This window comes from Moraxella macacae 0408225 (assembly GCF_000320365.1).
Classification (GTDB): Bacteria; Pseudomonadota; Gammaproteobacteria; order Pseudomonadales; family Moraxellaceae; genus Faucicola; species Faucicola macacae.
On the sequence record NZ_ANIN01000001.1, the window covers coordinates 1,034,392 to 1,059,203 of the forward strand.

Consider the following 24,812-nt stretch of genomic DNA (forward strand, 5'->3'; position numbering starts at 1 on the left):
AGCGTGTAGCCTTTATAAGACAATGACTTCAGATAAAAAGATATCTTTTTGATTTTATGCGAAAAAAATAAACAACCCATTGGTTTGTGCGTAGGTTTTGTCAATGAATGGCAATCGGTGAAAATCTATTCTGCCAAAAGCAACAAAATTTACATAAAATTACATTGTAACACTTTTAAAAATAGGCATTTTATTGGTCTAAAAATTTTTGTAATACGTCATACAATGCTTTGTCGTTGATGACAAGCTCGGCAAGATGTGCTATATTTTGCTTCGTATTTTCGCTGATGTTACACGATGTTACAGAATTAACCTTTTGGTTACATTTTGTTTGGGTATCTGATGTTGCAAACGTTGGGTGAATGACTTGAAATTTTAATTGGCAGATATCCTTAAACGCACGATCGGATTGTTGCAAAATATTTAATAGTACCGCCTGGCTGTAACTAAGGTGATTGGCAAGGGTTTGATTGTTGGTACTGATAAACAGTGTTTGCTTGGCTTGATAGCCAACACTAAGTGTTGCCAAAGCATCATCAGGCAACACCGCTTGCCACGCTTGACGGATTTTTTGTGTTAAGGTTTGAAAATGTTGGACTTTATCATGAAACGGTATCGGTAAATTTGCGATGCGTTCTTGATGTGAAGCCAAATGATTTACTTGTTTTTTATAAGCCATGTTTGTTCCAAGTTTACAGTTTTTAGGTTACAGTTTTCAAGTTACAGTTTGATGACAAAAATCAATGAGCGAAATAAATTTTTAAGTGTGTTATTTTAACCCAAATTTTTAACTTAATTTAGCCAAATGTTTGACTAAAAAGAGGAAAACCCCATGAAATTAGCCTTAACCGTACTTCCATTTGTTGCATTAATAACCTCAATTGCCTCGAACGCAGCGTTACGCGATAACAGTGAAGAGTATTATGTTGGTGATATTAGCAGTGATATTCAACTGCTAAGCCAACAAGCTCAACAAAAAGAAGACCGTTTGGCGATTTTAGCCAACAAATTATCCAATGATAACACGATTAGCATTACCAATGTATATTCAGAAACGCCAACGCATGCAGGCAATGGTTTATTGCCTGTGCGTCCGATCACATCAAAAGCCCGTATGACATCAGGTTTTGGCTATCGTCATATTTTTGGCAAAACCCAATTTCATAAAGGCATGGATTTTGCTGCTCCTGTTGGCACACCAATTTATGCAACAGGCAACGGTGTGGTAACGTATTCAGGCTGGGGTTCTGGTTATGGCCGTTATATTGAAATTGATCACGGCAATGGGGTTACCACGCGTTATGCACACAACTCAGCCAACCTTGTTAGCGTAGGCGATACTGTGTATGCCAATCAACACATTGCCAATGTAGGCAATACAGGGCGTTCAACAGGCCCGCATTTGCATTATGAAGTGCGTCAAAACGGCCAGGCGGTTAATCCACAAACTTATTTGGCATTAGCACCAGAGCGTTGATTTATTTGGGTGCAACATAAAAATTACAATATAAAACAATATAAAACAACCATAACAAATAAAAATAACAAATAAAAATAACAACTACAATAAAAACATAGAGCGAAATATCAAAGAAACTGGCGATTTTGTCAGTTTTTGTTTTATAAAGTTGCTAAAAATCAAGCCAAAACGCTTTATTGTGAAAATCAGGCGGATTGGCGTGGTTGAGTGCATAAAAAACAGCGTGTTCTTCACCCCTGATTGTTTGATATAAAATTGCGGTTGGGTTGATTTTTTTTGGTAACAAATCCGTAGGCAAAGCCAGCAAAAACGCAAAAGTTTCAGATTTTGTTGCTGCAGTTGGTTTTGTTGTATTTTGCCAAAAAAAGCCAAGTGCTTGTGTTTGGCGTGGGGGCAAATGGCTAGGCGTGCGATAATCGTCGAAGTGATACAGTGCATACGCCCCATTTGGACTGGCATTAATTTCAAAATATTGCTGCCGATCAATTTGGATAAAACACTCCAAACAAGTCTGTTGCCATAAAAAATCAGTGGGTTTTACCAAATTTTTATCAAATTTAGCCAAATTAATTTTATTGTTTGGTGAAATGGTATTTGGTGAAATTTGGTAAGACAAACTTAGCAATAATTGTCCGCTATTTGGATTTTTTTGTAACTTGACTGTTGTGCTAACCTGTGCAAGTTCATTTATATACTCAAAATCTGATTGTAGATTGGAATGGTTGTTGGGTATTTCTACAATCGGATTTACAATCGGATTTAAGGTATATTGTTGTTCGGTTAGATTTTCTAAATACATTTTTTATTGTATAACTTTTACTGTATGTAAAAAACTGTGTATAAAAACACTATGTATAAAAACACTATGTATAAAAACACTATGTATAAAAATTAACTATGTATAAAAATTAATCGCCAAATCTTACCAAATTAGACAGTTTTGGGTTGGCATCTGGGTTATGACGAAGCAGTAATACGATGCGACCGATACTGGTGATGATGGTAGATCCAGTTGCTTCGCTAATTGCTTGGTTAATCGCATCGCGTTCTGCTTTACTTCCTTGGGGGATTTTGACTTTGATAAGTTCGTGATCGTTTAATGCACGGTTTACCTCTTCAATCACATTGTCAGTTATACCATGCCCACCGATGATAACCACGGGGTTTAGGCGATGTCCGATGCCTTTTAAAAATTTAATTTTAGCATTGTTGAGTGTTTTATTTGACATAAAAAACCTTAAAATAATAAAAACTTAAAATAATAAAAATTAGCATATTATAGCATAAACTGTTGACAAAATATGCTAAAATAGCAGTGGTTTTGATTGAAAAACAACAAAAGGCGAGTATGGCAACCAGAATTACCAACAAAAAATTGTCTAAAAGCAGTCGTGCGTGGATAAAAGAACACTTAGATGACCATTATGTAAAATTGGCTCATCGTGATGGCTATCGAGCAAGGGCGGCGTATAAGTTATTGGAAATTAACGATAAATTACAACTTATCAAAAAAGGTATGACAGTGGTAGATTTGGGATCTGCTCCTGGCAGTTGGTCGCAAGTGGCAGGCAAGATCGTAGGTGAAAGTGGCAAATTGATTGCATCGGATATTTTGCCAATGGACACCCTTGAAAATGTAACCTTTATTCAAGGTGATTTTCGCAAGCAAGAAATTTTTGATAAAATCATGACAGAAGTGGCAGGCAAAAAGGTGAATATTGTATTGTCGGATATGGCACCAAACACCTCAGGTTTTGCAGCTGTGGATCAGCCACGCATGATTTATTTGTGTGAATTGGCAGTGGATTTTGCCAGCCAAGTGTTAGATGAGGGCGGTTCGTTGATTGTCAAAGTGTTTCAGGGAGAAGGTTCAGATGCGTTGCGCAAACAAATGCAACAAACCTTTCGTAAAGTTCGCAGTATCAAGCCTGCAGCATCACGAGCCAGATCAAAAGAAATGTATTGGGTGGCGACGATGTAAATGTGTGTGAATTTGGACAATCATGGTTACCATTTTATAACAGTTTTTTACCTTGATAAATTGAGTAAAAATCCTTATATCGTGCTATATTATATTTTTTATATGGGATTTTCATATATAATGTGTGTGTTTTGTTGCGTAAGTACTGTATCGTAAATATTATATAGTAAACACTATATCGTAAATATTATATACGTAAATATTATATAATAGACTACCAATAACCAAATTTACAAAAACCAAATTTACAAACAAGCATTTATAATTTTAAAGTATTTATAATTTTACAAAATCAATAGGACAAACAACGTGAGCGACATGGTAAAAAATACCTTATTATGGTTGGTGGTGATTTTTGTGTTGGTTGCTGTTTTTAGCAATTTTGACACTAAAAACGAACCTGATAAGCTCCATTATTCCCAATTTGTTACCCAAGTGAGTGGTGATAACATAAAAAGTGTCAAAATTGACGGCGAATACATCACGGGTAAAACCAAAAGCGGAGCAGATTTTGAAACGGTACGCCCTGCGGTTACGGATACCGAGCTTATGCCAAATTTGATTAAGCATAAAGTAGAAGTACAAGGAACCAGTCCTGAACGTCAAGGCGTGATAATGCAATTATTGATTGCCAGTTTTCCTGTGTTGTTAATTATTGGACTGTTTTTGTTTATCATGCGCAACATGGGCGGTAGTGGTTCTGGTGGCGGAGGGCGTGGTTTTGGTCCAATGGGTTTTGGTAAATCTAAAGCCAAAATGTTAACCGAAGATCAAGTGAAAGTTACTTTTGCTGATGTGGCGGGGGTTGAAGAGTCCAAGCAAGAAGTTGCCGAAATTGTAGATTTTTTGCGCGATCCAGAAAAATTTACCAAACTCGGTGCCAGTATTCCTCGCGGTGTGTTGATGGTAGGGCCACCTGGTACAGGTAAAACTTTGCTTGCCAAAGCGATCGCAGGCGAGGCAAAAGTACCGTTTTTTAGCATTTCTGGTTCGGATTTTGTTGAGATGTTTGTTGGTGTTGGTGCAAGCCGTGTGCGTGATATGTTTGAACAAGCCAAAAAAAATTCTCCTTGTATTATTTTTATTGATGAGATTGATGCTGTTGGGCGTCATCGTGGTAGCGGTATGGGCGGTGGCCATGATGAACGTGAACAAACTTTAAACCAGTTGTTGGTCGAGATGGACGGTTTTGAAGGCAACGAAGGGGTGATTGTGATTGCTGCAACCAACCGTGCTGATGTGTTGGATAAGGCGTTATTAAGACCTGGGCGTTTTGATCGTCAAGTATCGGTAGGTTTGCCTGATATTAAAGGGCGTGAGCAAATTTTGCGTGTGCATTTGAAAAAATTGCCATCGACCACCAGTGTGGACATTCGTACTTTGGCAAGAGGTACGCCGGGTTTTAGTGGGGCACAACTTGCCAATTTGGTGAATGAAGCGGCGTTGTTTGCTGCTCGTCATAATAAAGCCAGTGTGGATATGAATGATTTTGAAGAGGCTAAAGACAAACTTTACATGGGGCCTGAACGTAAATCTATGGTGCTTAGAGAAGAGGAACGTCGTGCCACTGCTTATCATGAAGCAGGCCATGCTTTGGTTGCTGAAATGTTGCCAAATACCGATCCTGTGCATAAAGTTACGATTATGCCTCGTGGGTGGGCATTGGGCGTAACTTGGCAGTTGCCTGAACAAGATGCAATTAGCAAATATAAAGATGGCATGTTGAATGAAATTTCGATTTTATTTGGTGGGCGTATTGCCGAAGAAGTGTTTATTAATCAACAGTCAACAGGGGCATCGAACGATTTTGAACGTGCTACCAAAATGGCTCGTGCTATGGTAACAAAATACGGTATGTCGGATAAAATGGGGGTCATGGTTTATGAAGATGACGATCAATCAGGCTATATGCCAATGCGTACCATTTCCGAGGCAACCCAACAAAAAGTAGACGAAGAAGTTCGCAACATTTTGGAGACACAGTATAAAATTGCTCGTGAATTGATTGAGGCTAATCACGATAAAATGCACGCTATGGTAGATGCACTTATGAAATGGGAAACCATTGATCGCGATCAACTCCAAGACATTATGGCGGGTTTACCACCACGAGAACCAAAAAATTACCAAGATGTCGTTACTGTTGATTTTAGCAAACCACAAGAGCAAGCCGATCAAAAAAATCCAAACTTGCCACCGCCAATACCAACGGCGTAACTTTTGGTATAACTTTGACACAATTTTTGACACAATTGTCAAACATAAAAAATTGTCAAACATAAAAACTACAATCCCTTAATGCAAAAAGTTAAGGGATTTTTTTGGTAAAATTGTTATAATGAAATTTTGCTGTACAATAATTTTTGGAACAATCATGCAACTTGTTAAAATTCCTAATTTTTTAATTACTTATCACAATCAAACTTTGGATCTGTCAAAACCGCATATTATGGGAATTTTAAACGTAACGCCCGATTCATTTTCTGACGGCGGTAAGCATAATACTTTGGACGCTGCTTTATATCATGCTGAACGCATGATAGCTGAGGGTGCAAGGATTATTGATGTGGGAGGTGAGAGTACGCGTCCCAATGCAAGTGTGGTGAGTGAAAATGAAGAGCTGGATAGAGTGGTTGCTGTAGTAGAAAAAATCCGCCAAAATAGTGATGACGATGTTTGGATTTCGGTGGATACCAGTTCGCCTAAGGTTATCAAGGCTTGTTGTGATGTTGGAGCTGGGATTTGGAATGATGTGCGCGCCTTGGTGCGTCCACAGGCTCTTAAAATGGCAAGTGAGTTACAAATTCCGGTTATACTTATGCACAATCGCGGTGAACCTACTACCATGAATGATTTGGCAAATTATGAAGATGTACTTAACGATGTTTGTCAAGAATTACAAAAACGCATTGATAGCGTGGTAGCAGGTGGGGTAAAGCGTGAAAATCTTATCCTTGATGTTGGTTTTGGTTTTGCTAAAAATTATCAGCAAAATATTGCTTGGCTTCATAAGTTTTATCGGTTGCATAAATTTGGCTTGCCTGTTATGGTGGCATTATCGCGCAAGCGTTTTATCGGTGAAATGCTCAAAAATGCAAACCTTGAACATGATATCAATCATCGTGATATGGCAAGTGCTGTTGCAGGGTTGGTTGCGGTGCAACAAGGCGCGTGTATTGTGCGTACGCATGATGTAAAAATGATGAAACAGGCATTGGCGGTATGGCAAACGGTTAATTAACTGTTTTAAGCTTATTTTTTAGCCTATTTTTAAGTTTTTTTCACGCCAACGGCGGTGATCTGCCCCCAATTATCCACATGACGCACCACCAATTTGATGTTTTTTGTCAAATCAATGCTATCACCTATGACAAGGTTGCTTGTGTTTTGGTGTTCAATGTATTCCAGTACGGTTTTTTGATGATTGTCAGCTTCAATTTCATCTAATTCTAACAGTGGCAAATTGCACAAACGAATGTGAGGGGAAACAATCCAACTGCCAAAAAACTCACTGTCTTGGCGTTCTTTTATCATATTATCACCAAAAATATGCGACAAGGCATCGGCATGATCGCCACGCACAGCAAACCATACGCTATCACCGATTTGTAGGCGAATGTTGGCGTTAAGTGTTGTCAGTTTGCCACGTCGCACAAAAGCAAACAAACGCACTTCATTGGCATCAATTGCATGGGCAATGGTTTCAGGGTGTTGGTTAATGGCAAAGGAGTGTTTTACCACTTCAAACTCAAAAATCCGAATACTGGCATGATCGTTTAACCAAATCCGATATTCTCCTTTAGGCTTGGCTTCATCGGGCAATAGTACTTTTAAGCGTTTGGCAAAAAAGGGCAAACTGGATCCTTGCACCAATAGCGACAATACCACCACCGCAAAAGTAATATCAAACAACAAAATAGACTGTTCAACGCCCATCATGACAGGAATAATTGCAAGGGTAACAGGCACAGCCCCACGCAGACCGACCCACGAAATAAACATCAATTCATTTTTCTTAAATCCAAACGGCAAAAGCCCAGTTACCACCGCAATTGGACGCGCCACCAACACCAAAAATACCGTTACCGCAAGACCATAATGCCACACTTTTAGCACATCTGTTGGCGTAACGAGCATGCCAAGCATGACAAATAAAGTGGCTTGGCTAAGCCATGCAATGCCGTCCATGACATTTAGCACATGATTTGTTGCACGGCTTTGATAATTGCCAACCAACACTCCTGCCAAATACACAGTCAAAAATCCGCTACCGCCCATGATATTGGTAAACGCAAACAACCCCAAACCGCCAGACATGATTAATAATGCATACATAGCATCAGCAAGCTGAACCTTACTAAGCATTTTTGTCAATAAAAAACCGCCCAAATAACCCAAAATTAACCCCAAGCCGAGTTGTTTTACCAATAACCAAACAAATGAAACCAAAGTTTGGTTGTTAGGATCGAGATTTAGTGCAATAAACGCGGTTACCAATAAAATTGCCATCGGGTCATTTGCCCCGGACTCAATTTCTAAAGTGGATTGCACTCGTTCATTTAGGCTGACACCGCCGTTGCGTAACAGCGAAAACACCGCCCCTGCATCGGTTGATCCGACGATAGCGGCCATTAACATAGCTAAACGCCAATCAAGGTTTAACAACCAACTAACAAACAAACCTAAGCAAAATACAGTTACCAACACGCCCCATGTTGCCATAACGCTTGCAGGTTTTAATGCCACGCGAAACGTAGCAATGGAGGTGCGTAATCCGCCATCAAGCAAAATCAAGGCCAATGCCAATTGAGCGATAATATTTGCAAGGCCAAACGATGAAAATTCTAAGCCCAAAATACCATCTTCACCGACCAAAATACCAATTGCCAAAAACCCCAACAACAAAGGCATGCCAATCCGAGCGGAAATGGAACTTGCCAAAACGCTAAAAAACAACAACAAAGCACAAAATAAGAAAAAAACGTTAATCAATTCCATAAAATTTATCTTAAAAAATCTTCTTAAAAAAACTAATCATAATATCAAATATAATATCAATAAAGAAACATAAGTAATAAAAAACATAGGTAATAAACATAAGTGTAAAGCACATTGATGAAAAAGGCAAAGATAAATTAAAAAGATAAATTAAGAATTTGATTAAAATTTAAGTGGCCTTGGTATTTGAAAAACGATACAATAAAACTACACAATATCAGCAAAATTTTGTTATGATTTATTTTACTATTTTATATTGTTGTTTATTTTGCAATACAATAAACTTGTAATACAATAAAAAAGGAGATGAATATGACAAATCAAGCCAAAACCAATCAACCGACCAAAGCCGTTGTGGTAGAAGATAGTGTTACGCACCAAGCAGGCGACGGCGTTACTGCTCACCGTCCAAGTGCACTAGAAACGCCTGATATTTTTGATAACGAAGCCCAAGCGGTGGTGAAAGAACAAACCGTTAATGATGAAGAGCTGATTGATGAAACCGCTGTTCGGATCAGTGATAATACCGCAGAACGCTTGACCGAGGACGTGCGTGGCGATGTCAAAGTTGTGCAAGATGTGGAAACGTTAAGCGATGGTTCGGTGGATATTGCACGTTAATTGCACAGGTTAAATTGACAGTATGCTATGTTAACTGGTTTAAATATTAATCCCAGCTTAATGATGTTATTAATTTTGTTAAGTTGTGGGATAATTAGCCAAAATAACACAATTATCATTGCTACGGCGGTGCTGATTATTTTAAGCGTATTGCCAATGAGTAAGCCACTCTTGCTCAATTTGGAAAAATACGGCTTAAATTTTGGGATTTTGATCTTAACCATTGGTGTACTTGCTCCAATTGCAACAGGAAAAATCAGTTCAGATGGTTTGTTAAAATCTTTTGCCAATTGGCGGTTGTTGTTGGCGGTGTTGGTTGGTGTGTTTGTTGCATGGCTTGGTGGGCGTGGCGTTAAACTGATGAGTGCCGATCCTGGCGTGGTGGCAGGTTTATTGATTGGTACGGTGCTTGGTGTAACGTTTTTGCGTGGCGTGCCTGTTGGGCCATTGATAGCGGCGGGGATTTTATCCTTGTTGTATAGTGGCTATAAATAGTGGCTATAAGTAAGTTATAAAAAATTAACATAAGTTATAAAAAATTAACAAAAGTAGAGACAATTATGAGCGTGAAGACTTTGGTTTTTGGTATTGATGGTATGACTTGTAACGCTTGTGTAAATGGTGTTACCAAGGCAATTATGGCGGTTGATGGCGTGGTAAGCTGTGAGGTAAGCCTTGATGATGCTTTGGCAACGGTTGGATTTGATGATGAATTAACCAATGAACTTGCGTTAAAACAAGCAGTGGCAGATGCAGGTTATGAGGTTGATTAATTTGTCGTTTTGTTTGATATTTTGAATGCTTTGGCTAAATACTCACCAAATTTTGGTGGGTATTTTTTTGCGTTTTTTGTTATAATTTACAAGATTTGCTTAATAAAAACCAATTGATAAACACGAATTGACAAATACAAGTCGATAAAAACCAGTTGATAAAAACAAATTGATAAAAACCAATCATCATGAACCAAACCACCATAACACCAAATATGCAGCCAAATATTCAGTCGGTAACCCTAAACATCGATGGTATGAGTTGTCAAGCCTGTGCTGTTCGTATTGAAAAAGTATTGGGCAAAAAACCCGCCATTATTCAAGCACAGGTGAATTTTGCCAATGAAACCGCCCTGATAAAATACGACGAAAATCAGACCAATCCGCAACAAATCAGCGATTGGGTAGAAAAAACTGGCTATCATGCAACGTTTGGGGCAACCAAAGAAGTTTATCATGAAAACCCACTAAAACAGTGGCAACTGCTTGGAGTGTGGCTGTGTTTTATACCGTTTTTGGTGGGTATGGGTGGCATGCTTGTTGGACGGCATGATTTGATGCCACCGGTGCTGGTTCAATTTGTGCTGGCGACCTTGGTGCAGTTTGGGTTTGCATTGCCATTTTATAAAAGTGCGTGGGCGAGTATCCGTGGCGGTTTGGCAAATATGGACGTGCTTGTGGTGCTTGGTACATTTACTGTTTGGCTTTATTCAACTTATGTTTGGTATTATTTGGGTTTTGTGCAAAATGTGTATTTTGAGGCGGGCGTGTCGGTGATTGCACTGGTAAAACTTGGCAAATATTTGGAGCATCGCACCAAAAAACACAGTTTAAACAGTTTAAATTTGTTGTTAACATTAACTCCAAACACGGTAAAGGCCAAAAACAACAAGGGTGTTTGGCAAGATAAAACCTTAACCGATGTGCAGATTAACGATGTGTTACTGGCAACTTCAGGGGTGCGAATTGCAACCGACGGCGTGGTGGTAAGTGGTTCAGGTTGGTGCGATGAAAGTCATTTAACCGGTGAAAGCATACCAATTACCAAGCGTAACCATAGCCGAGTGTTGGCAGGGGCGATGGTGCAAGATGGCAGTTTTGAATACCGCGTTACAGCAACAGGTGAGCAAACACGGCTTGGTGATATGATTCAAGCGTTAAATGACGCTCAAGGCAGTAAGGCGGATATTGCACGGATAGCGGATAAAGTGGCGGGCGTGTTTGTGCCTGTGGTGATAGGGCTTGCTATTGCAACTTTTGTTGGCAATTTTTGGTATTTTGGCGGTTTTGAGTTGGTGCAGCAATTTGGACTTTATTCAACTTATGTTTATGGTGAAACGTTTCACACAGCGCTTATGCGTGCAGTTTCGGTATTGGTCATTGCTTGCCCTTGTGCACTAGGGCTTGCTACGCCCTCGGCGATTATGGCGGGTATGGGTGTGGCGGCACGACATGGCGTTTGGTTTAAAGATGCCAAAGCTCTTGAAAATGCAGGCATTATTGATACTGTGGTGCTTGATAAAACAGGCACGCTCACCGAGGGCAGGCCTAAAATCGTTGCACATTATATGGTGGATAATGGTTTAAAATTTGAAGATGTGCTGACTTTAGTGGCAAGTGTGGAACGCCACGCCAATCACCCATTGGCAACAACTTTGGTTGACGTTGCTGAAAAATTGGCTCAAACCAAAGGCAAGGCTTTGCAGTTTTTGCCAGTAAAATCGGTAAAAAGCATTGCAGGGCAGGGCATTCAAGCGGTTGTGAGTTTCGATGGTGAAACTGACAGCGTGGTAAAAATTGGTTCATTTGAATTTACCGACATGTGTTTGCCAAAAGAACTGTTGGTAGATACGCACAGTGTTTGGCATATTGCCAGTCAAGTAGGCGTAAGTATTGATGGGGTGTCATTGTCTGCATTTGCCTTGGCTGATAGTCTAAAAATTGACAGTGGTGAAACCTTGTATAAATTGCAACAAGACGGTTTAAAAGTCATCATTATGAGTGGTGATAAGCAATCGGTGGTGGATTATGTTGCACATGCTATCCACGCCGATGAAGCTTATGGGGAACTTTCACCGCGTGATAAAGCCAGTAATATCATGGATTTACAAAAAAAAGGAGCAAATGTGGCCATGGTGGGTGATGGGATAAATGACGCTCCTGCGATGGCAACAGCAATTGCAAGTTTTGCAGTGGAGCAAGGATCGGACATTGCCAAGCACAATGCTTCCGCAAGGCTTGTTGGTTCATCGTTAATTCATGTAAATTATGCAATAAAAATTGCCAAAGCCACGTTACGCAATATCAAACAAAACCTGTTTTTTGCGTTTGTTTATAATTGTTTGGGTATTCCGCTTGCGATGCTTGGGGTGTTAAATCCGATGATTGCAGCTGCGATGATGGCATTGAGTTCTATTTCGGTGTTGCTGAATGCGTTGCGTTTGACACGGTTTAATTTAATGTAAAACACAATGTAAAACACAAATCATAGCCATACAAACCTTAATATCATACAAACCACAATGACAAGGATCAACTAAAATTTTTGACTGGTAAGTTCTTAAATATTAATGAGAATAATTATTATTAACATTGACTTTATGATTTATATTCAGATATAATTTTGCTAAGTTATTTTAATATGTGATTTTAAATTTAATTTTAGTCTACAAAATAGGAAACTTCACCATGCGTAAATTGACCTTTGTGAGCAAAATTTCTGCGATAACGGTTGGGGTTTTGCTCCTCTCAGCCTGTGGTGGCTCATCTGATTCAACCAGTTCTGGCGACTCTCATAATCCAGGCACTGTACAACCAAAACCGCAACCACAACCAACACCTCCAAAACCTACGCCACCAGCAATTGTACAGCCTGCCAAAGCCACAACATTGGCGGCAACAGGCATAACAACTTGTGGCAATGATTTATTAAATGGCTTACCTTGCGATAAGTTGTCAGCAGATTTTAAAGGATTGCAGCAAGACGGCGAAGTCAAAGCAGGGACAGCCATGAGTTACAAAGTGTTAAATCAAAACGGCCATGAGTGCGTGCAGGATTTGGCAACGGGATTGATTTGGGAACAAAAAACTCACGACAACGGCATGCATGATTTTAAACACACTTATACTTGGTATAGCGATGACAAAAAAATCAACGGTGGCGTTGTGGGAACAAAAAACGGTGGCACCTGTAGTGATAAAGGCAAATGCGATACCAAGGCGTTTATTGATACGCTAAACGAACAAAAATACTGTGGTTACAGCGATTGGCGATTGCCTGATATTGGCGAGTTACAAAGCCTTGCTGATTATAGCAAAACTCCTGGATTAAACAGCGTATTTACCCACAGCACTGATAAAATTGACGCAGCATATTGGAGCTCAACGTTACAAAGCGATGAAGAAGATACAGAAAATAAATATGTATACGCCTTTGATTTTGCAAAATTAAGTTATTCAGATCGGAGCAAACAATCAAAGCAAGCTGTCCGTGCGGTTCGCTCTAATTAATTTTATCTAACTAATTTTAAAGGGTAAGCAGTTATGAACATGAAAAAATTATTACTATTAAGCATCGCAGGCCTTATGTCGTTTAGCAGTTTTGCTGATGAACAAGTCTGTCATCCAACCGTACAAGCCACAACGCCTGACAGCCGATTTGAGATTTTGGGTGATGGCAGCGAAGTTAAAGACACAAAAACCAACTTAATCTGGCAACGCTGTAGCATTGGGCAAACATGGGATAAAACCGCCAAAACTTGCCAAGGCTCGCCAAAAACGTTTGCTTCTTGGAAAGAGGCCTTGACCGAGACGCACAAGCTTGGCAATGGGTATCGTTTGCCGAATGTCAAAGAGCTACAAAGCATTGTGGAATATAAATGCCGGCCGTTTATCAACAAAAAAATCTTTGTTGGCTATGACGGCGATGTTACCGATTGGTATTTTAGCTCAACCCCTGATGTGCGTGATAACAACGTATTTAGTGTTAATTTTGACAAATCAACCACGCGTTCGGTTGGTAAGCTTGACATAACCAACACAGCACGAGCGGTGCGTTCTGCCAAATAAACAGTGAATTTAGTAGATTTAAATAAATAAACAAAATGCAAGTGCCAGGATTTATCCTGGCCTTGAGATTTTGGTTTTGTCAAAAATTTAGCCAATTTTGACAAGACAACAGCCTGATTGAGAAAAAATATGTCGTTGTTTCGCCCAAAAGCCCTAATTGTTGCCTTATTGTTAAGCCTAACCCCCGCCTTTGCTGCCGATTTGGCAAGCATTGCACCGATAAACCAAACCGCTAGCCAAATTAACTCCCAAAACCAAATCATCAATTTAAACACCAAGCAGCCGCTTAGCTTTAGCGAGTTTGCCAAGCAACTTTCAAAATTTGACGCGGTGATTTTGGGCGAATATCACGACAAGCCTAATCAGCATAGTTTGGCAGCTGGGTTGCTAGATGCCTTGCAACAACAGCGACCGCAGGGCAGTTTACTGTTAGAAATGCTTACTGTAGAGCAGCAAGATTTGGTGGACAAAGCTCGGCAAAAGCCTAATCTTAATGATTTGCAGGCGGCATTAAACTGGCAAAAATCATGGGATTGGCAGCTTTATGGCGAGATTGTCAAACGCCCATTTGTGTACAATTATTCACTCATTGCCACCAATTTAACCAAACCTGAAGTTAATATTTTATTGCAGGGAGCTGAAGAGTTAAAGGGCTATCAATCCACAACCACCGCAATCAAACAAGATATTTTGCAAACCATTATTAAAAATCACGACTTAAATCCTGATGAATTGCATGCCGATGATAAGCGGTTTTTGCACAATATGGTGGCGGTGCAGCAGTTTCGTGATAGACGCATGGCGGAAAAACTGTTATCCGCCCCAAAACCTGCCCTGCTTTTGGCGGGCAATTATCACGCCCAAAAGGATATTGGCGTGCCGATTCATTTGCAAGATTTAAAACAAGATTTAATTGCTAGAAAACAACTAAATAAAACACAATTTAGCACCGCGGTGGTAATGATGGTATCAAATGTTGATGAATTAAGTGAAATTGATAATACTAAAGCCGATTTTATTTGGCTAATTAATGAAAATTTTTAAATAAAAGGGAATAATTATGCAACTTTTAACTAAAAAAACAACGAAAAAAACCGCACTTGTTGCTGCTATTTTATTAATTAGTGTAATGAGTTATGCTCATTCTAATAATAATGCCGAACATTCACAAACTCACAGCGAACAACCAGAGCAAACAGAAACGCCGCCCGATTTAATCCCCTTTTTGCCTAAATATCCCAGTTTAAGAGCTGACGGCGTGTTGGATAATTATGCTTATTTAACGGATAAAGACAATGAAGAATTGTTTTTAACGGCGATTAATGATGAAAACCGTTATGCCAATTCGCAATTAGATGAAACTTTGCAAACGCAATTAACTAATGAAATGTTAGAGCGGGTGCAATATAATACCGAGCCGTATTTTTGGTATGAAAATGGTTTGTTTTTAAAAAAAGAATACGATAAAACCAGCCACGGTTATCAATATTTTTATAAAGTTAATAACAATTGGCAACAATTAAATACCCCGCCCAATGCCACAAAGCCGCAATTTAATACAACCAACACTTTATTTGCTACCGCTTTTGATAATAACGGCGATGAAAATTTTACCATTACAATAAAAGAATTATCCACCCAAACAACAACGGATAAAATTGCAAACAGCAATGGCAATTTTGTGTGGTTAAATAACAGCGATTTATTGTATGTAAATGACAATAAAGTTTATTTGTATGATGAAAAAAATAAACAAAGCACGCTGTTTTTTAATCAAGTGCCAAATGGGTTTTATGTTAGTTTGGATAATAGTACATCAAACAAATATGCGATTATCACGGTGAATAATTTGGACAGCAGTGCGGTGTATTTGGTGGATAAAGCTGCTCACAATTTGCAGCCAATTTTGGTTAAACCACTCATTGCCAAAAAAGAGTATTATTTAGACCATCATAATAATGAATTTATTATTAGAAGCAATCATGAAAATAAAAACTTTGCTTTATATTCTGCCAATAGTTTAAATACGTTGCAAAAAAATAGTTGGCAAAAAGTATTTACGCCAAACAAAAATGAAACTTTGGAGAGTTTTTTCTTACAAGGCGATTGGCAAATTTTTAAAGTGCGTAAAGACGGTTTAAGCCAAATTTATTATCAAAAACCAAACGGTAAATTACAAAAGATGGCATTTTTTGATGATGCGTATATGACATGGCTTGAACCCAGTGGTTTTTCTGATGATTTAAAAGCCAATAACAATATTTTAAATATTGGTTATACATCGCCAACCACGCCCAAAACTACATTAAGTTATGATTTGGCTAATAACAATTGGCTTAAAAAACCGAATAAAAATAGTGATTATACTGTTAAACGCTTAACAATTAGTGCAAAAGACGGCACAAAAATTCCCGTTAGCCTTATTTATAAACAAAGTCTTTATCAAAAAAATAACAATCCGCTACTTGTTTATGGTTATGGTGCTTATGGACAAAGTATGGATATGACTTATGGCAGCAGTTATTTTAGTTTATTGGATAGAGGGTTTATTTATGCGATTGCTCATGTGCGTGGCGGCGGTGAATTGGGCGAAGCGTGGCATAATGGCGGTAAAAAGTTAAATAAACTTAATAGTATTAATGATTTTATTAGCGTAACCAAGGGTTTACAAAAGGCAGGATTTGGCGATAAACAGCAAACTTTTGCCATGGGTGAAAGTGCAGGCGGCTGGCTAATTGCCAATGCGTGTATTCGTGAGCCAAATTTATACCAAAAATGCGTGTTGCAAGTGCCATTTGTAGATGTGGTTGCTGAATTATTTGATAATAAACAAACGGCGGAATTTAATGAATGGGGCAATCCTAATAATGCCAAAGAATTGGCGAATTTACAACAAATTAGCCCGTATGAAATTATTACGCCAAAAAATTATCCCAAATTTTTAATGATAGCCAATATCAATGATGTGCGAACCACGCCACAACAAGCATTAAAATTTACCGCCAAATTGCGTGATAATCAATTAAATAATGCTAATGAAATTATTTTATTTACGCATTTAGACGGCGGACACGGCGGGGCATTTGGGCGATTAAGCCGCGTCAAAAATAATGCCTTAGCGTATAGTTTTTTATTAAACAATAACAATTTATTAAACAATAATAACAACTAGGATAATTTATGAAACCACAATCAAAAAAATTGCAAAAAACATTATTAGCATTAATGGTTTTAGCCAGTATGCATGCTTTTGCCGACGATGTTAAAAGCAATAAAAAACCCACCAAATTGCCCGAAGTGCAATTGGCGGAATTAAAATTCGTTGCCGATAAAACTTTCACCACCGCAGGGGCGGTTTCTGAAGCCGACGAGGACAAAATTGCCCGCACCGCAGGCGGCCTTGACAGCGTGGTGCGCGCGTTGCCCGGCTCGTTCACTTTTATGGACGACCGCCAAGGCACGCTCAAAGTCAACGTGCGTGGCATGACGGGCTTTGGACGGGTGAACACCATGATTGACGGCGTGCCACAAACCAATTTTGGCGTAACCGCGACCAGTGAAGAAGGGGGCAATTTTCACCAAAATCAAGCCAACGAGCCGACAACGAGCAGTTTTGGAGCGAGCATAGACAGCAATTTTTTAGTCGGCGTGGACGTTAATCGTGGCGGACAGGGCGGAAGTAGCGGCGTAAATGCCCTAATGGGCAGCGCCAATTTTCGCACCATTGGCGTGAATGATGTGTTGCTTGATGGCAAAAACGTTGGCGTACGCGGCAAATACACTTACGGCAACAACAAATTAGGGCATAACGGCATGTTGGCGGTGGCAGGGCGTGAAACGGTGGGCGGCAATAAATTGGGGGCGATGCTGGCAATTAGCGGCGCAAATAAAAACAGCGATTATAAACGCGGCGATGGCAAATTAGCCAGTAGCAATGCGTATAACCCTGCACGCATTCAAAAACCGCGTTCGTATTTGGCAAAAATGGAATATGATGGCGATGACCAACAAGTATTAATTTCAAACCGTGCGTATAATACCAATGTTGGCGGACGTGAATTAACCAGCAATTCTTATGGCGTGGAATATTATTATCAGCCCAATTCTAATTTAATCAATGCCAAAGTATTAGCCAATACCACTAAAAATGTGCAAAAGTTAAATAAAAACGCCAAATATTTTTTATTGGAAAATGCCCGTACGCAAAACCGCTCTAATTATATTGACGTAAGTAATACCAGTTTGTTTAACTTTAATCAAGCCCAATTAAAAACGCAATATGGTATTTCTGTGCAAAGCAATGATTATAAACGCCAAGCGACTGCCGTGGATAAAGACAATTATGAATATACCACTTTTGCACCCAGTGGCAAACAAAAAATTAGCAGCGTGTATATTAATAATACGCTAAGCAAAAATATTTTTGATGTGGATTTAAGTTTGTCTAGAGTGAAAACTAATTTTTCAGGCTATAAACCAGCATGCGATACTGGCGTGCCGTGTTTTCCTAAAGGCGAGGCCATTGTACAAAAAACCGATTATACCACCAATGGCAAAGTACAATTGTCCGCCAAAATTAACGATGGTTTTATGCCGTTTGTCAGTTATGCCAAAACCAGTCGCATGCCCAATATTCAAGAAGTGTTTTTTAATAACGAAGGCGGCGGTTCTATGAATCCATTTTTACGCCCAGAAGCAGCCAAAACTTATGAATTGGGCTTTAATAGTTTTAAACAAGGCGTGTTCAATCACAATGATACGCTAGGCTTTAAAGCCTTGTATTTTAACAGTAAAATAAAGGATTATATTCATGTGCAATCGTTTTATTTAAAAGAAGATGGCAGTGGTTTAACCGATGACATTAATGACGACGTTAAAGGCGGATTTAACGCCCAAATTGCTGTTAATGCAAAACAGCCTGTAACATCAAAAGGCATTGAATTACAAGCGAATTACGATGCAGGCAACTATTTTGCCAATTTATCTTATACCAAACAAACTTCTGACCAACCTGTGAACATTAATTCTGGACATCACGATTTTGGTTTTACGGGCGGGGCAATGGATAAATTACCCGAAAAATATTGGACGTTGGAATTAGGTTCACGCTTTTTGGATAATAAATTACAAGCAGGGGCGATATTACGCTCGTATGGTAAAAATATTCGCATTCGCCCTGATTATTTGGATTTTGAAAAGCAAGAGCGTTTGCAACAAATGCCAAATAATCCAACCATTACCGATTTATTTGCTCGTTATGAAATAAATAAAAACGCAACGTTGCGTTTTGGGGTGGAAAATGCCTTTGATAAATTGTATATTCACCCATCTAATTCCAAAAATAACAATTACGCCCAATATGACGACGACGGTAATACCATTTTTACCAATTATGCCCGTGGGCGTACCTTTACCGTTGGGGCAGATTTTAAATTTTAATTAATCAATTAAGAGGTTTTTATGCAAACAACTGCAAAAATTGTACTAAACACAGTGCAAAAAAATAGCCAACTTTGGCAAACTTATCAAGCCAAAAAAGCGGAAACACCGATGTTATTTCCCACTGAAGGGGCGATGGTTTTGGGCGTGAGCGAATTGGAATTACTGCTCGCTTCACCAAATAGCCGTTATTTGGGCGACAATTGCCGCGATATGCTGCTTGAATTGCACACGCTTGGCGTGGTGGAAAGCATTGTGCGTAATGAATTTTGCGTACATGAGCAGCAGGGCGTGTATCGCAATTTGGAGCTGGGCAAAATGATGGGGCTAGCGTTGGGCGATGGCAGCGACGGCTTGGATTTGCGTTTATTTTTGCACAAGTTTAAACATATGTTAGCAATTGTTAACAATGACAAGGCCAAGCCGAGTTACAGCATTGCGTTTTTTGATGAGCGTGGCAATGCAATCAATAAGGCGTTTTTAACCCAATTTGACGATGACAGTGTGCAAACTTGGCAACAGTTAACCGATAAATTTGCCGAAAATGCAGCGAGTGAAATTGAATTGTTGCCAATTGCACCGCAAAATCAGTGGCAATTGCATACATTAAACGTCGACGACAAGCAGCAATTTGGCGACGATTGGCAAGCGATGACCGACATTCACCAATTTCACAGCATTTTGAAAAAATACGAACTTGACCGAGCCAGCGGTTATCACAATGCCCCAGACGGTATGGCGGTGGCTGTCAAGCCAGAAATTGTTGAAGTTTTGTTAAACAAATTGGCGAGCGAACAAGTGAACACGATGATTTTTGTGGGCAATATGGGCATGGTGCAGATTTTTGCAGGCGGCTTGCACCACATTAAACGCATGGGCAATTGGCTCAATGTCATGGATAAAAAGGCGACGGGTTTTACGCTGCATTTAAATGATAAAGCCCTAACGCAAGTGTGGTTTATCAAACGCCCCAATAGCGACGGCTTTACTTCGGCATTTGAGGGCTTTGATGCCAAGGGCAACAGCATTGTAACTTGGTTTGGTGTGCGTACCGAAGGGCAGCAGCAAGACCCCAAGTGGCAAGAATTGGCGCAAAATTTGGCTGATGAGTTTAAGTTGGAGCAATGATTATGAATGGATTAACAAAACTGGCGGTTTTGGCAACAGCGTGTTTATTTTCGGCATCCGCTTTGGCATACGACCGCATCGTGGTGCTAAGCGGCGATATTGGCGACATCGTGGTGGCACTGGGCGACAGCAACAAAGTCATCGGCAAAGAAACCGCCTACAAGCACCCCAAATTGGCAAAAGTGAGCAACATTGGCATTCACCGCAATTTGACCGCCGAGCCAATTGTGGCGTTAAAGCCCGATTTGGTGCTGGGCAGTTACATGGTGCAGCCCGCCAGTTTGTATCAGCGACTTAACAGTTTAAACGTCAAAACCGTGAACGTCATGCCTGATGAAAAAGTCGCCAGTTATGCCAGTGCGATTCAAACTGTGGGTAAATTGTTAGATAAAGAAACCCAAGCGAACAAATTAGCAACAAATTGGCAACAAGGCATGAACGCCAAACCTGCGACCAAAAAACGCTATTTGTTAAGCTACGATGGGCGGTTTGTGGCAGGGCGTGGCACGGTGGGCGATGAGCTGATTCGGCGGGCGGGCGGTATTAATGCGGCGACGGTTGACGGCTTAAAACCGTTATCACGCGAAGGCTGGCTTGCCAGTAAGCCCGATGTGATTATTGTGGCAGCTCACAATCAAGCGATTCTTGGCACAATTGAGCAATTTAAAAAACGCCCCGAAGTGGCTACCAGTCCTGCTGCCAAAACGGGCAAAGTGTACTATTGGCAAGCGAATGATTTTTTACGCTTTGGGCTAGACAGTCCGCAAATTGTCAATAAATTGCATGCTTTAGCAAAATGAGTGCAACATTAAGTAACAAAATAAGCACAAAAACCCTGCTATATGTAATCATTGCGGTGCTTGTAACCGCGTTTAGCATTTACGCAGGCTTAAGCGTGGGCTTTGGCGAGTGGCAAAATCCGTTTGCCCTTGATGACATCACGTGGCAAATCCGCTACCCTAGGGTGCTAACGGCTCTTTTGGTGGGGCTTGCGTTGTCGGTGAGCGGTTCGGCATTGCAGGCGTTGTTTGAAAATCCGCTTGCCGACCCAAGTTTGATTGGCACATCGGGCGGGGCGTCGCTTGGCGTGGTGGCGGTTTTGGCGTTTGGCATTACGGGGCTTGGCGTGCCACTGGCGGCGTTTTTGGGTGCTTTGGGGGTGTGTTTGCTGATTTTGGCGTGTCATCGCTTTTTGGGTGGCGGGCAAATGGGGCTTTTGATTTTAGGCTTTATCATCAGTGCGTTTTGTGGGGCATTGGTGGGCTTAATTTTGTTTATGTCTGATGACATGATTTTGAGGAGTGCCACCAATTGGCTGTCTGGCAGCATGGCGGAGGCGGGGTTTGTGCCGTATCGTTATGTGCTGTTTTGCATTGGGTTGGGGCTTTTGATTTTGCTACCACTTGGGCGGCGGCTTGATATTTTAATGCTTGGCGAAACCACGGCGGTGTCTATGGGCGTATCAGTGGGCAAAACGCGTACTTGGGTGGTGATAGCTTCGGCGCTTTTGACTGGGGCGGCGGTGAGTTTGGCAGGCGTGATTGGTTTTATTGGCATGATGGTGCCTAATATTTTGGCGGTAACTTTGGGCGGCGGCCGCGGACGGCTGATGTTTTTGTCAGGTTGGCTTGGGGCGGTGGCGATGCTTGGCATTGACACGGCGGCGCGCTTCTTGGCGTATCCTGTGGATTTGCCTGTGGGCCTGGTGTTGGCGCTTCTTGGCGGGCCGTTTTTTATGTGGCTGTTTATCAAGGCGGGCAATCGTGGCTAGTTTGTTTGATGTGAAGCATTTAAATGTAAGCGTTGGTAAAAAAACCTTGCTGGATATTGACAATTTAAGCCTGCCAAGCGGACAATTTGTGGCGTTAATCGGGGCAAATGGGGCGGGCAAAAGCACGCTGTTGCACAGTTTTTTGGGTAATGTGCAAAATTGTCAAGTCAATGGCACAATTTTTTGCCAAAATCAAGCGGTTGGCGATGTCATCAAACAAGGCAAAATTGCGTGGGTGGGGCAACATGAACAGTTTAATTTGCCGCTGACGGTGCTAGATTATGCCTTGCTTGGCACAACGCCAAAGCTGCTTTGGTATCAAACTGCCAATTCAAAAGACAAACAAAAAGCCCTTGATTATTTGGCACAATTTGAGCTGCAAGATTTGGCACAAAAACGCATTCAAAGCCTATCAGGTGGCGAAAAACAACGCCTTGCCATTGTGCGTGCGCTTATGCAAAACACCGAGATTTTGCTGTTTGATGAGCCGAGCAATCATTTGGACATTAAGCACGAGCGGCTATTGTTTGCTTATTTGCAAAATTTGGTGCAAAACGAGCAAAAAAGCGTGGTGGTGGTGCTGCACAGTTTAAGCCACGCCTATCAATACGCAAGCCATGTTGTGGCGTTGCATAAGGGCAAGGTTTTGGCGGCCGGCCACCCCAGTGCGGTGATGAATGATGAGATTTTAAGCCAGATGTATCAAACCAAAATTCACCGCGTGGCAACTGAAAGTGGGTTTTTGTTTTATTGAGTGAAAGTTCTAACAGTATAAGTTTTAACAACATTGTGTTTTTAGTAGGGCTAATATAACAATGATGACAAACACATATCGCCCAACCCAAACATTATGTAAAAATGCTTCAAAACAACGCACAGGTTGATAGGTTAGGCATTTTTTATTTTGATAAACAAACATTGCAATGACTGGCAATAAGGTCAATAACGCCATTGCCCCAAAATAATGCCAAAAAACCCCTGCCAAACACAGCAAAAAAAACCCTTGCAACAGGCTGATGATAAACACATCATATTTGCCAAATAAAATTGCGGTAGACTTTATCCCAATTTTGACATCATCATGACGATCGGCCATTGCATACTGTGTGTCATACGCCACCGTCCACGCCATATAACCTGCAAACAACAGCCAACACCAAACATTGGTTGATCCAGTAAAAAGTTCCGCGGACACCGCCACATATGCCATCGGAATCGCCCAACCAAACGCCATTGCCAATACAAATTGTGGTAAATGGGTGATGCGTTTCATAAATGGATAAACAAACGCCAATGCCACAGCTCCAAAAGACCAATAAAACACATCAATTGGCAAAAAAATCAGCAACGCAGCACTGATCCATGACAAAACCAAAAACGCCCAAACCGCTTCTTTTGCACGCAAACGCCCATCTGCCAACGGCCGGTTTTTGGTGCGCCAAACTTGCCCATCTACTTTACGATCGGCAAAGTCATTAATCGCACAGCCCGCCCCACGCATAAGGGTTGCTCCAAGCGAAAAAATAACCACAACATGCCAAGGTGGCAATTGATTAAAATCCAGTGCTGCCAAAAACACCGCCCACAGCGTTGACCACAGCACAAGTTCAATGCCAACAGGGCGATCAAATCGGGTTAAATGCACGTAGGCTAGGCATTTTTCTTTGTTAAAAGGGGCAAATAACGTGGTTGACATTATTTCACACTGTCAATTAAGCCTTTATAATTGTAATTGGCTTGAGTAAACAAATCCACGCCACATGGTAACGCTTCGATCCAGTCTAAAAACTTGTTTACCATTTCTTTGCCAACAAAAGCCTTGCCATGTTGTGGCACAATCATATGAACGTCCAATTCACGCACCGCTTTTGCCCAAAATGCGGTTACTTTATTAGACACCATATAGCGTTGGTGAAAGCCTTTCATTGTTGGAATGTGTGCATCAAAATCGGTAACTTGTTGATCAGGATCGCCAACAATAGATGCACCCATATCCCCTGAAAACAAAATTTTGCTGATCGGATCGTAAAACTGAAAATTGCCCTCTGAATGTAAAAAATGTGCAGGCAAAGCGTACAAATAACTGCTGCCCAATTGCAATACTGCTCCTTCATCAGGTACAGATATCATGCGTTGCATATAGTTAGATTGTAAACGCCCTGTGGTAAATGCTGAATTTAAATGCGGTAAAAAACGCTCCCATAATTTAGAGATCACCATGGTCGCTTCGGTGTGCAATAACCAACGTGGCAACGATGCAATAATATCCGGATCTTGATGCGATCCGATGACATAACGAATATGTCGTATGTCGGTATGTTTTAGCAGGGCAAGCGTTAAGGGTGTATAGGTTAAATCACCGCCCGGATCAATCACCGCCCCATTGGTTTCGCCGTTATCGGTATTTAACAGCAAAAATTGATTGGACTGAATGCCATCACCTTGCACCAAATCACTAAACACGATAACTTTATGCACGCCATCGTCAAAAATTGTTTTACCAGCCATAAAATCCTCCTCTAAAAAACCATCTAAAAAATCATCGGCAATATT

23 protein-coding genes are annotated in these 24,812 nt (G+C 40.6%); 17 read left to right on the plus strand and 6 right to left on the minus strand.

The genetic code is table 11. The features are described 5' to 3' along the window. Positions 1-190: 190 nt before the first annotated feature. Positions 191-679 (minus strand): hypothetical protein, encoded by a 489-nt coding sequence (locus MOMA_RS04685; protein WP_009767461.1) that lies wholly within the window; start codon positions 677-679, stop codon positions 191-193. A 153-nt stretch (positions 680-832) separates the two neighbouring features. Between MOMA_RS04685 and MOMA_RS10060 the strand changes: the two genes are divergently transcribed. Then, positions 833-1,477 (plus strand): M23 family metallopeptidase, encoded by a 645-nt coding sequence (locus MOMA_RS10060; protein WP_009767462.1) that lies wholly within the window; start codon positions 833-835, stop codon positions 1,475-1,477. A gap of 154 nt (positions 1,478-1,631) precedes the next feature. On the opposite strand, the gene MOMA_RS04695 is transcribed toward MOMA_RS10060, so the two are convergent. Next, positions 1,632-2,279 (minus strand): DOMON domain-containing protein, encoded by a 648-nt coding sequence (locus MOMA_RS04695; protein ID WP_009767463.1) that lies wholly within the window; start codon positions 2,277-2,279, stop codon positions 1,632-1,634. A gap of 109 nt (positions 2,280-2,388) precedes the next feature. Beyond that, on the minus strand, positions 2,389-2,709 hold the full coding sequence (locus tag MOMA_RS04700) for a YhbY family RNA-binding protein (protein ID WP_009767464.1): 321 nt from the start codon (positions 2,707-2,709) through the stop codon (positions 2,389-2,391). Positions 2,710-2,828: 119 nt separating this feature from the next. Here MOMA_RS04700 and MOMA_RS04705 point away from each other — a divergent pair, with 119 nt between their 5' ends. From MOMA_RS04705 to folP, 3 genes are all read left to right on the plus strand, one after another. Then, complete coding sequence (locus MOMA_RS04705; protein WP_040625092.1) at positions 2,829-3,461, plus strand: RlmE family RNA methyltransferase; 633 nt, start codon at positions 2,829-2,831, stop codon at positions 3,459-3,461. A 309-nt stretch (positions 3,462-3,770) separates the two neighbouring features. Beyond that, positions 3,771-5,678: an ATP-dependent zinc metalloprotease FtsH gene (ftsH, locus tag MOMA_RS04710; protein WP_009767466.1), complete on the plus strand. Its 1,908-nt coding sequence runs from the start codon at positions 3,771-3,773 to the stop codon at positions 5,676-5,678. 157 nt (positions 5,679-5,835) lie between these two features. After that, positions 5,836-6,702, plus strand: a complete 867-nt coding sequence (gene folP, locus MOMA_RS04715) for a dihydropteroate synthase (RefSeq protein WP_009767467.1) — start codon at positions 5,836-5,838, stop codon at positions 6,700-6,702. Positions 6,703-6,731: 29 nt separating this feature from the next. Here the strand turns inward: folP and MOMA_RS04720 are convergent, their stop codons facing one another. Beyond that, positions 6,732-8,459: a potassium/proton antiporter gene (locus tag MOMA_RS04720; RefSeq protein ID WP_009767468.1), complete on the minus strand. Its 1,728-nt coding sequence runs from the start codon at positions 8,457-8,459 to the stop codon at positions 6,732-6,734. A 312-nt stretch (positions 8,460-8,771) separates the two neighbouring features. On the opposite strand from MOMA_RS04720, the gene MOMA_RS04725 reads away from it, so the two are divergent. From MOMA_RS04725 to MOMA_RS04785, 13 genes are all read left to right on the plus strand, one after another. Then, positions 8,772-9,080: a hypothetical protein gene (locus MOMA_RS04725; protein WP_009767469.1), complete on the plus strand. Its 309-nt coding sequence runs from the start codon at positions 8,772-8,774 to the stop codon at positions 9,078-9,080. A gap of 27 nt (positions 9,081-9,107) precedes the next feature. Continuing rightward, positions 9,108-9,575 carry a DUF441 domain-containing protein gene (locus tag MOMA_RS04730; RefSeq protein WP_009767470.1) on the plus strand — a complete coding sequence of 156 codons (468 nt, stop codon included), beginning with the start codon at positions 9,108-9,110 and terminating at the stop codon, positions 9,573-9,575. A 65-nt stretch (positions 9,576-9,640) separates the two neighbouring features. After that, the gene (locus tag MOMA_RS04735; RefSeq protein WP_009767471.1) at positions 9,641-9,853 is read left to right on the plus strand and encodes a heavy-metal-associated domain-containing protein; all 213 of its coding nucleotides are present in this window, start codon (positions 9,641-9,643) and stop codon (positions 9,851-9,853) included. Between the two features lie 188 nt (positions 9,854-10,041). After that, complete coding sequence (locus MOMA_RS04740) at positions 10,042-12,318, plus strand: heavy metal translocating P-type ATPase (protein WP_009767472.1); 2,277 nt, start codon at positions 10,042-10,044, stop codon at positions 12,316-12,318. Positions 12,319-12,541: 223 nt separating this feature from the next. Continuing rightward, on the plus strand, positions 12,542-13,363 hold the full coding sequence (locus MOMA_RS04745) for an Lcl C-terminal domain-containing protein (RefSeq protein ID WP_009767473.1): 822 nt from the start codon (positions 12,542-12,544) through the stop codon (positions 13,361-13,363). A 39-nt stretch (positions 13,364-13,402) separates the two neighbouring features. Beyond that, on the plus strand, positions 13,403-13,921 hold the full coding sequence (locus MOMA_RS04750) for an Lcl C-terminal domain-containing protein (protein ID WP_009767474.1): 519 nt from the start codon (positions 13,403-13,405) through the stop codon (positions 13,919-13,921). A 129-nt stretch (positions 13,922-14,050) separates the two neighbouring features. After that, the gene (locus MOMA_RS04755; RefSeq protein WP_009767475.1) at positions 14,051-14,965 is read left to right on the plus strand and encodes a ChaN family lipoprotein; all 915 of its coding nucleotides are present in this window, start codon (positions 14,051-14,053) and stop codon (positions 14,963-14,965) included. A gap of 16 nt (positions 14,966-14,981) precedes the next feature. Next, complete coding sequence (locus MOMA_RS04760) at positions 14,982-17,093, plus strand: prolyl oligopeptidase family serine peptidase (protein ID WP_009767476.1); 2,112 nt, start codon at positions 14,982-14,984, stop codon at positions 17,091-17,093. An 8-nt stretch (positions 17,094-17,101) separates the two neighbouring features. After that, positions 17,102-19,360 (plus strand): TonB-dependent receptor domain-containing protein, encoded by a 2,259-nt coding sequence (locus tag MOMA_RS04765; RefSeq protein ID WP_009767477.1) that lies wholly within the window; start codon positions 17,102-17,104, stop codon positions 19,358-19,360. Between the two features lie 21 nt (positions 19,361-19,381). Beyond that, positions 19,382-20,488 carry a hemin-degrading factor gene (locus tag MOMA_RS04770; RefSeq protein ID WP_009767478.1) on the plus strand — a complete coding sequence of 369 codons (1,107 nt, stop codon included), beginning with the start codon at positions 19,382-19,384 and terminating at the stop codon, positions 20,486-20,488. A gap of 2 nt (positions 20,489-20,490) precedes the next feature. Next, positions 20,491-21,288 carry a heme/hemin ABC transporter substrate-binding protein gene (locus MOMA_RS04775; protein ID WP_009767479.1) on the plus strand — a complete coding sequence of 266 codons (798 nt, stop codon included), beginning with the start codon at positions 20,491-20,493 and terminating at the stop codon, positions 21,286-21,288. Then, positions 21,285-22,259, plus strand: a complete 975-nt coding sequence (locus MOMA_RS04780; protein ID WP_009767480.1) for a FecCD family ABC transporter permease — start codon at positions 21,285-21,287, stop codon at positions 22,257-22,259. Before MOMA_RS04775 ends, MOMA_RS04780 begins: the two co-directional genes overlap by 4 nt. Next, positions 22,252-23,013, plus strand: coding sequence for an ABC transporter ATP-binding protein (locus MOMA_RS04785; RefSeq protein WP_009767481.1), 762 nt, complete (start codon positions 22,252-22,254; stop codon positions 23,011-23,013). The genes MOMA_RS04780 and MOMA_RS04785 overlap by 8 nt, the downstream gene beginning before the upstream one ends. Before the next feature lie 24 nt (positions 23,014-23,037). Here MOMA_RS04785 and ubiA read toward each other — a convergent pair whose 3' ends face one another. After that, on the minus strand, positions 23,038-23,955 hold the full coding sequence (ubiA, locus tag MOMA_RS04790) for a 4-hydroxybenzoate octaprenyltransferase (RefSeq protein WP_009767482.1): 918 nt from the start codon (positions 23,953-23,955) through the stop codon (positions 23,038-23,040). After that, positions 23,955-24,767, minus strand: a complete 813-nt coding sequence (locus MOMA_RS04795) for an oxygen-binding di-iron domain-containing protein (protein WP_009767483.1) — start codon at positions 24,765-24,767, stop codon at positions 23,955-23,957. The genes ubiA and MOMA_RS04795 overlap by 1 nt, the downstream gene beginning before the upstream one ends. Positions 24,768-24,812 lie beyond the last annotated feature (45 nt).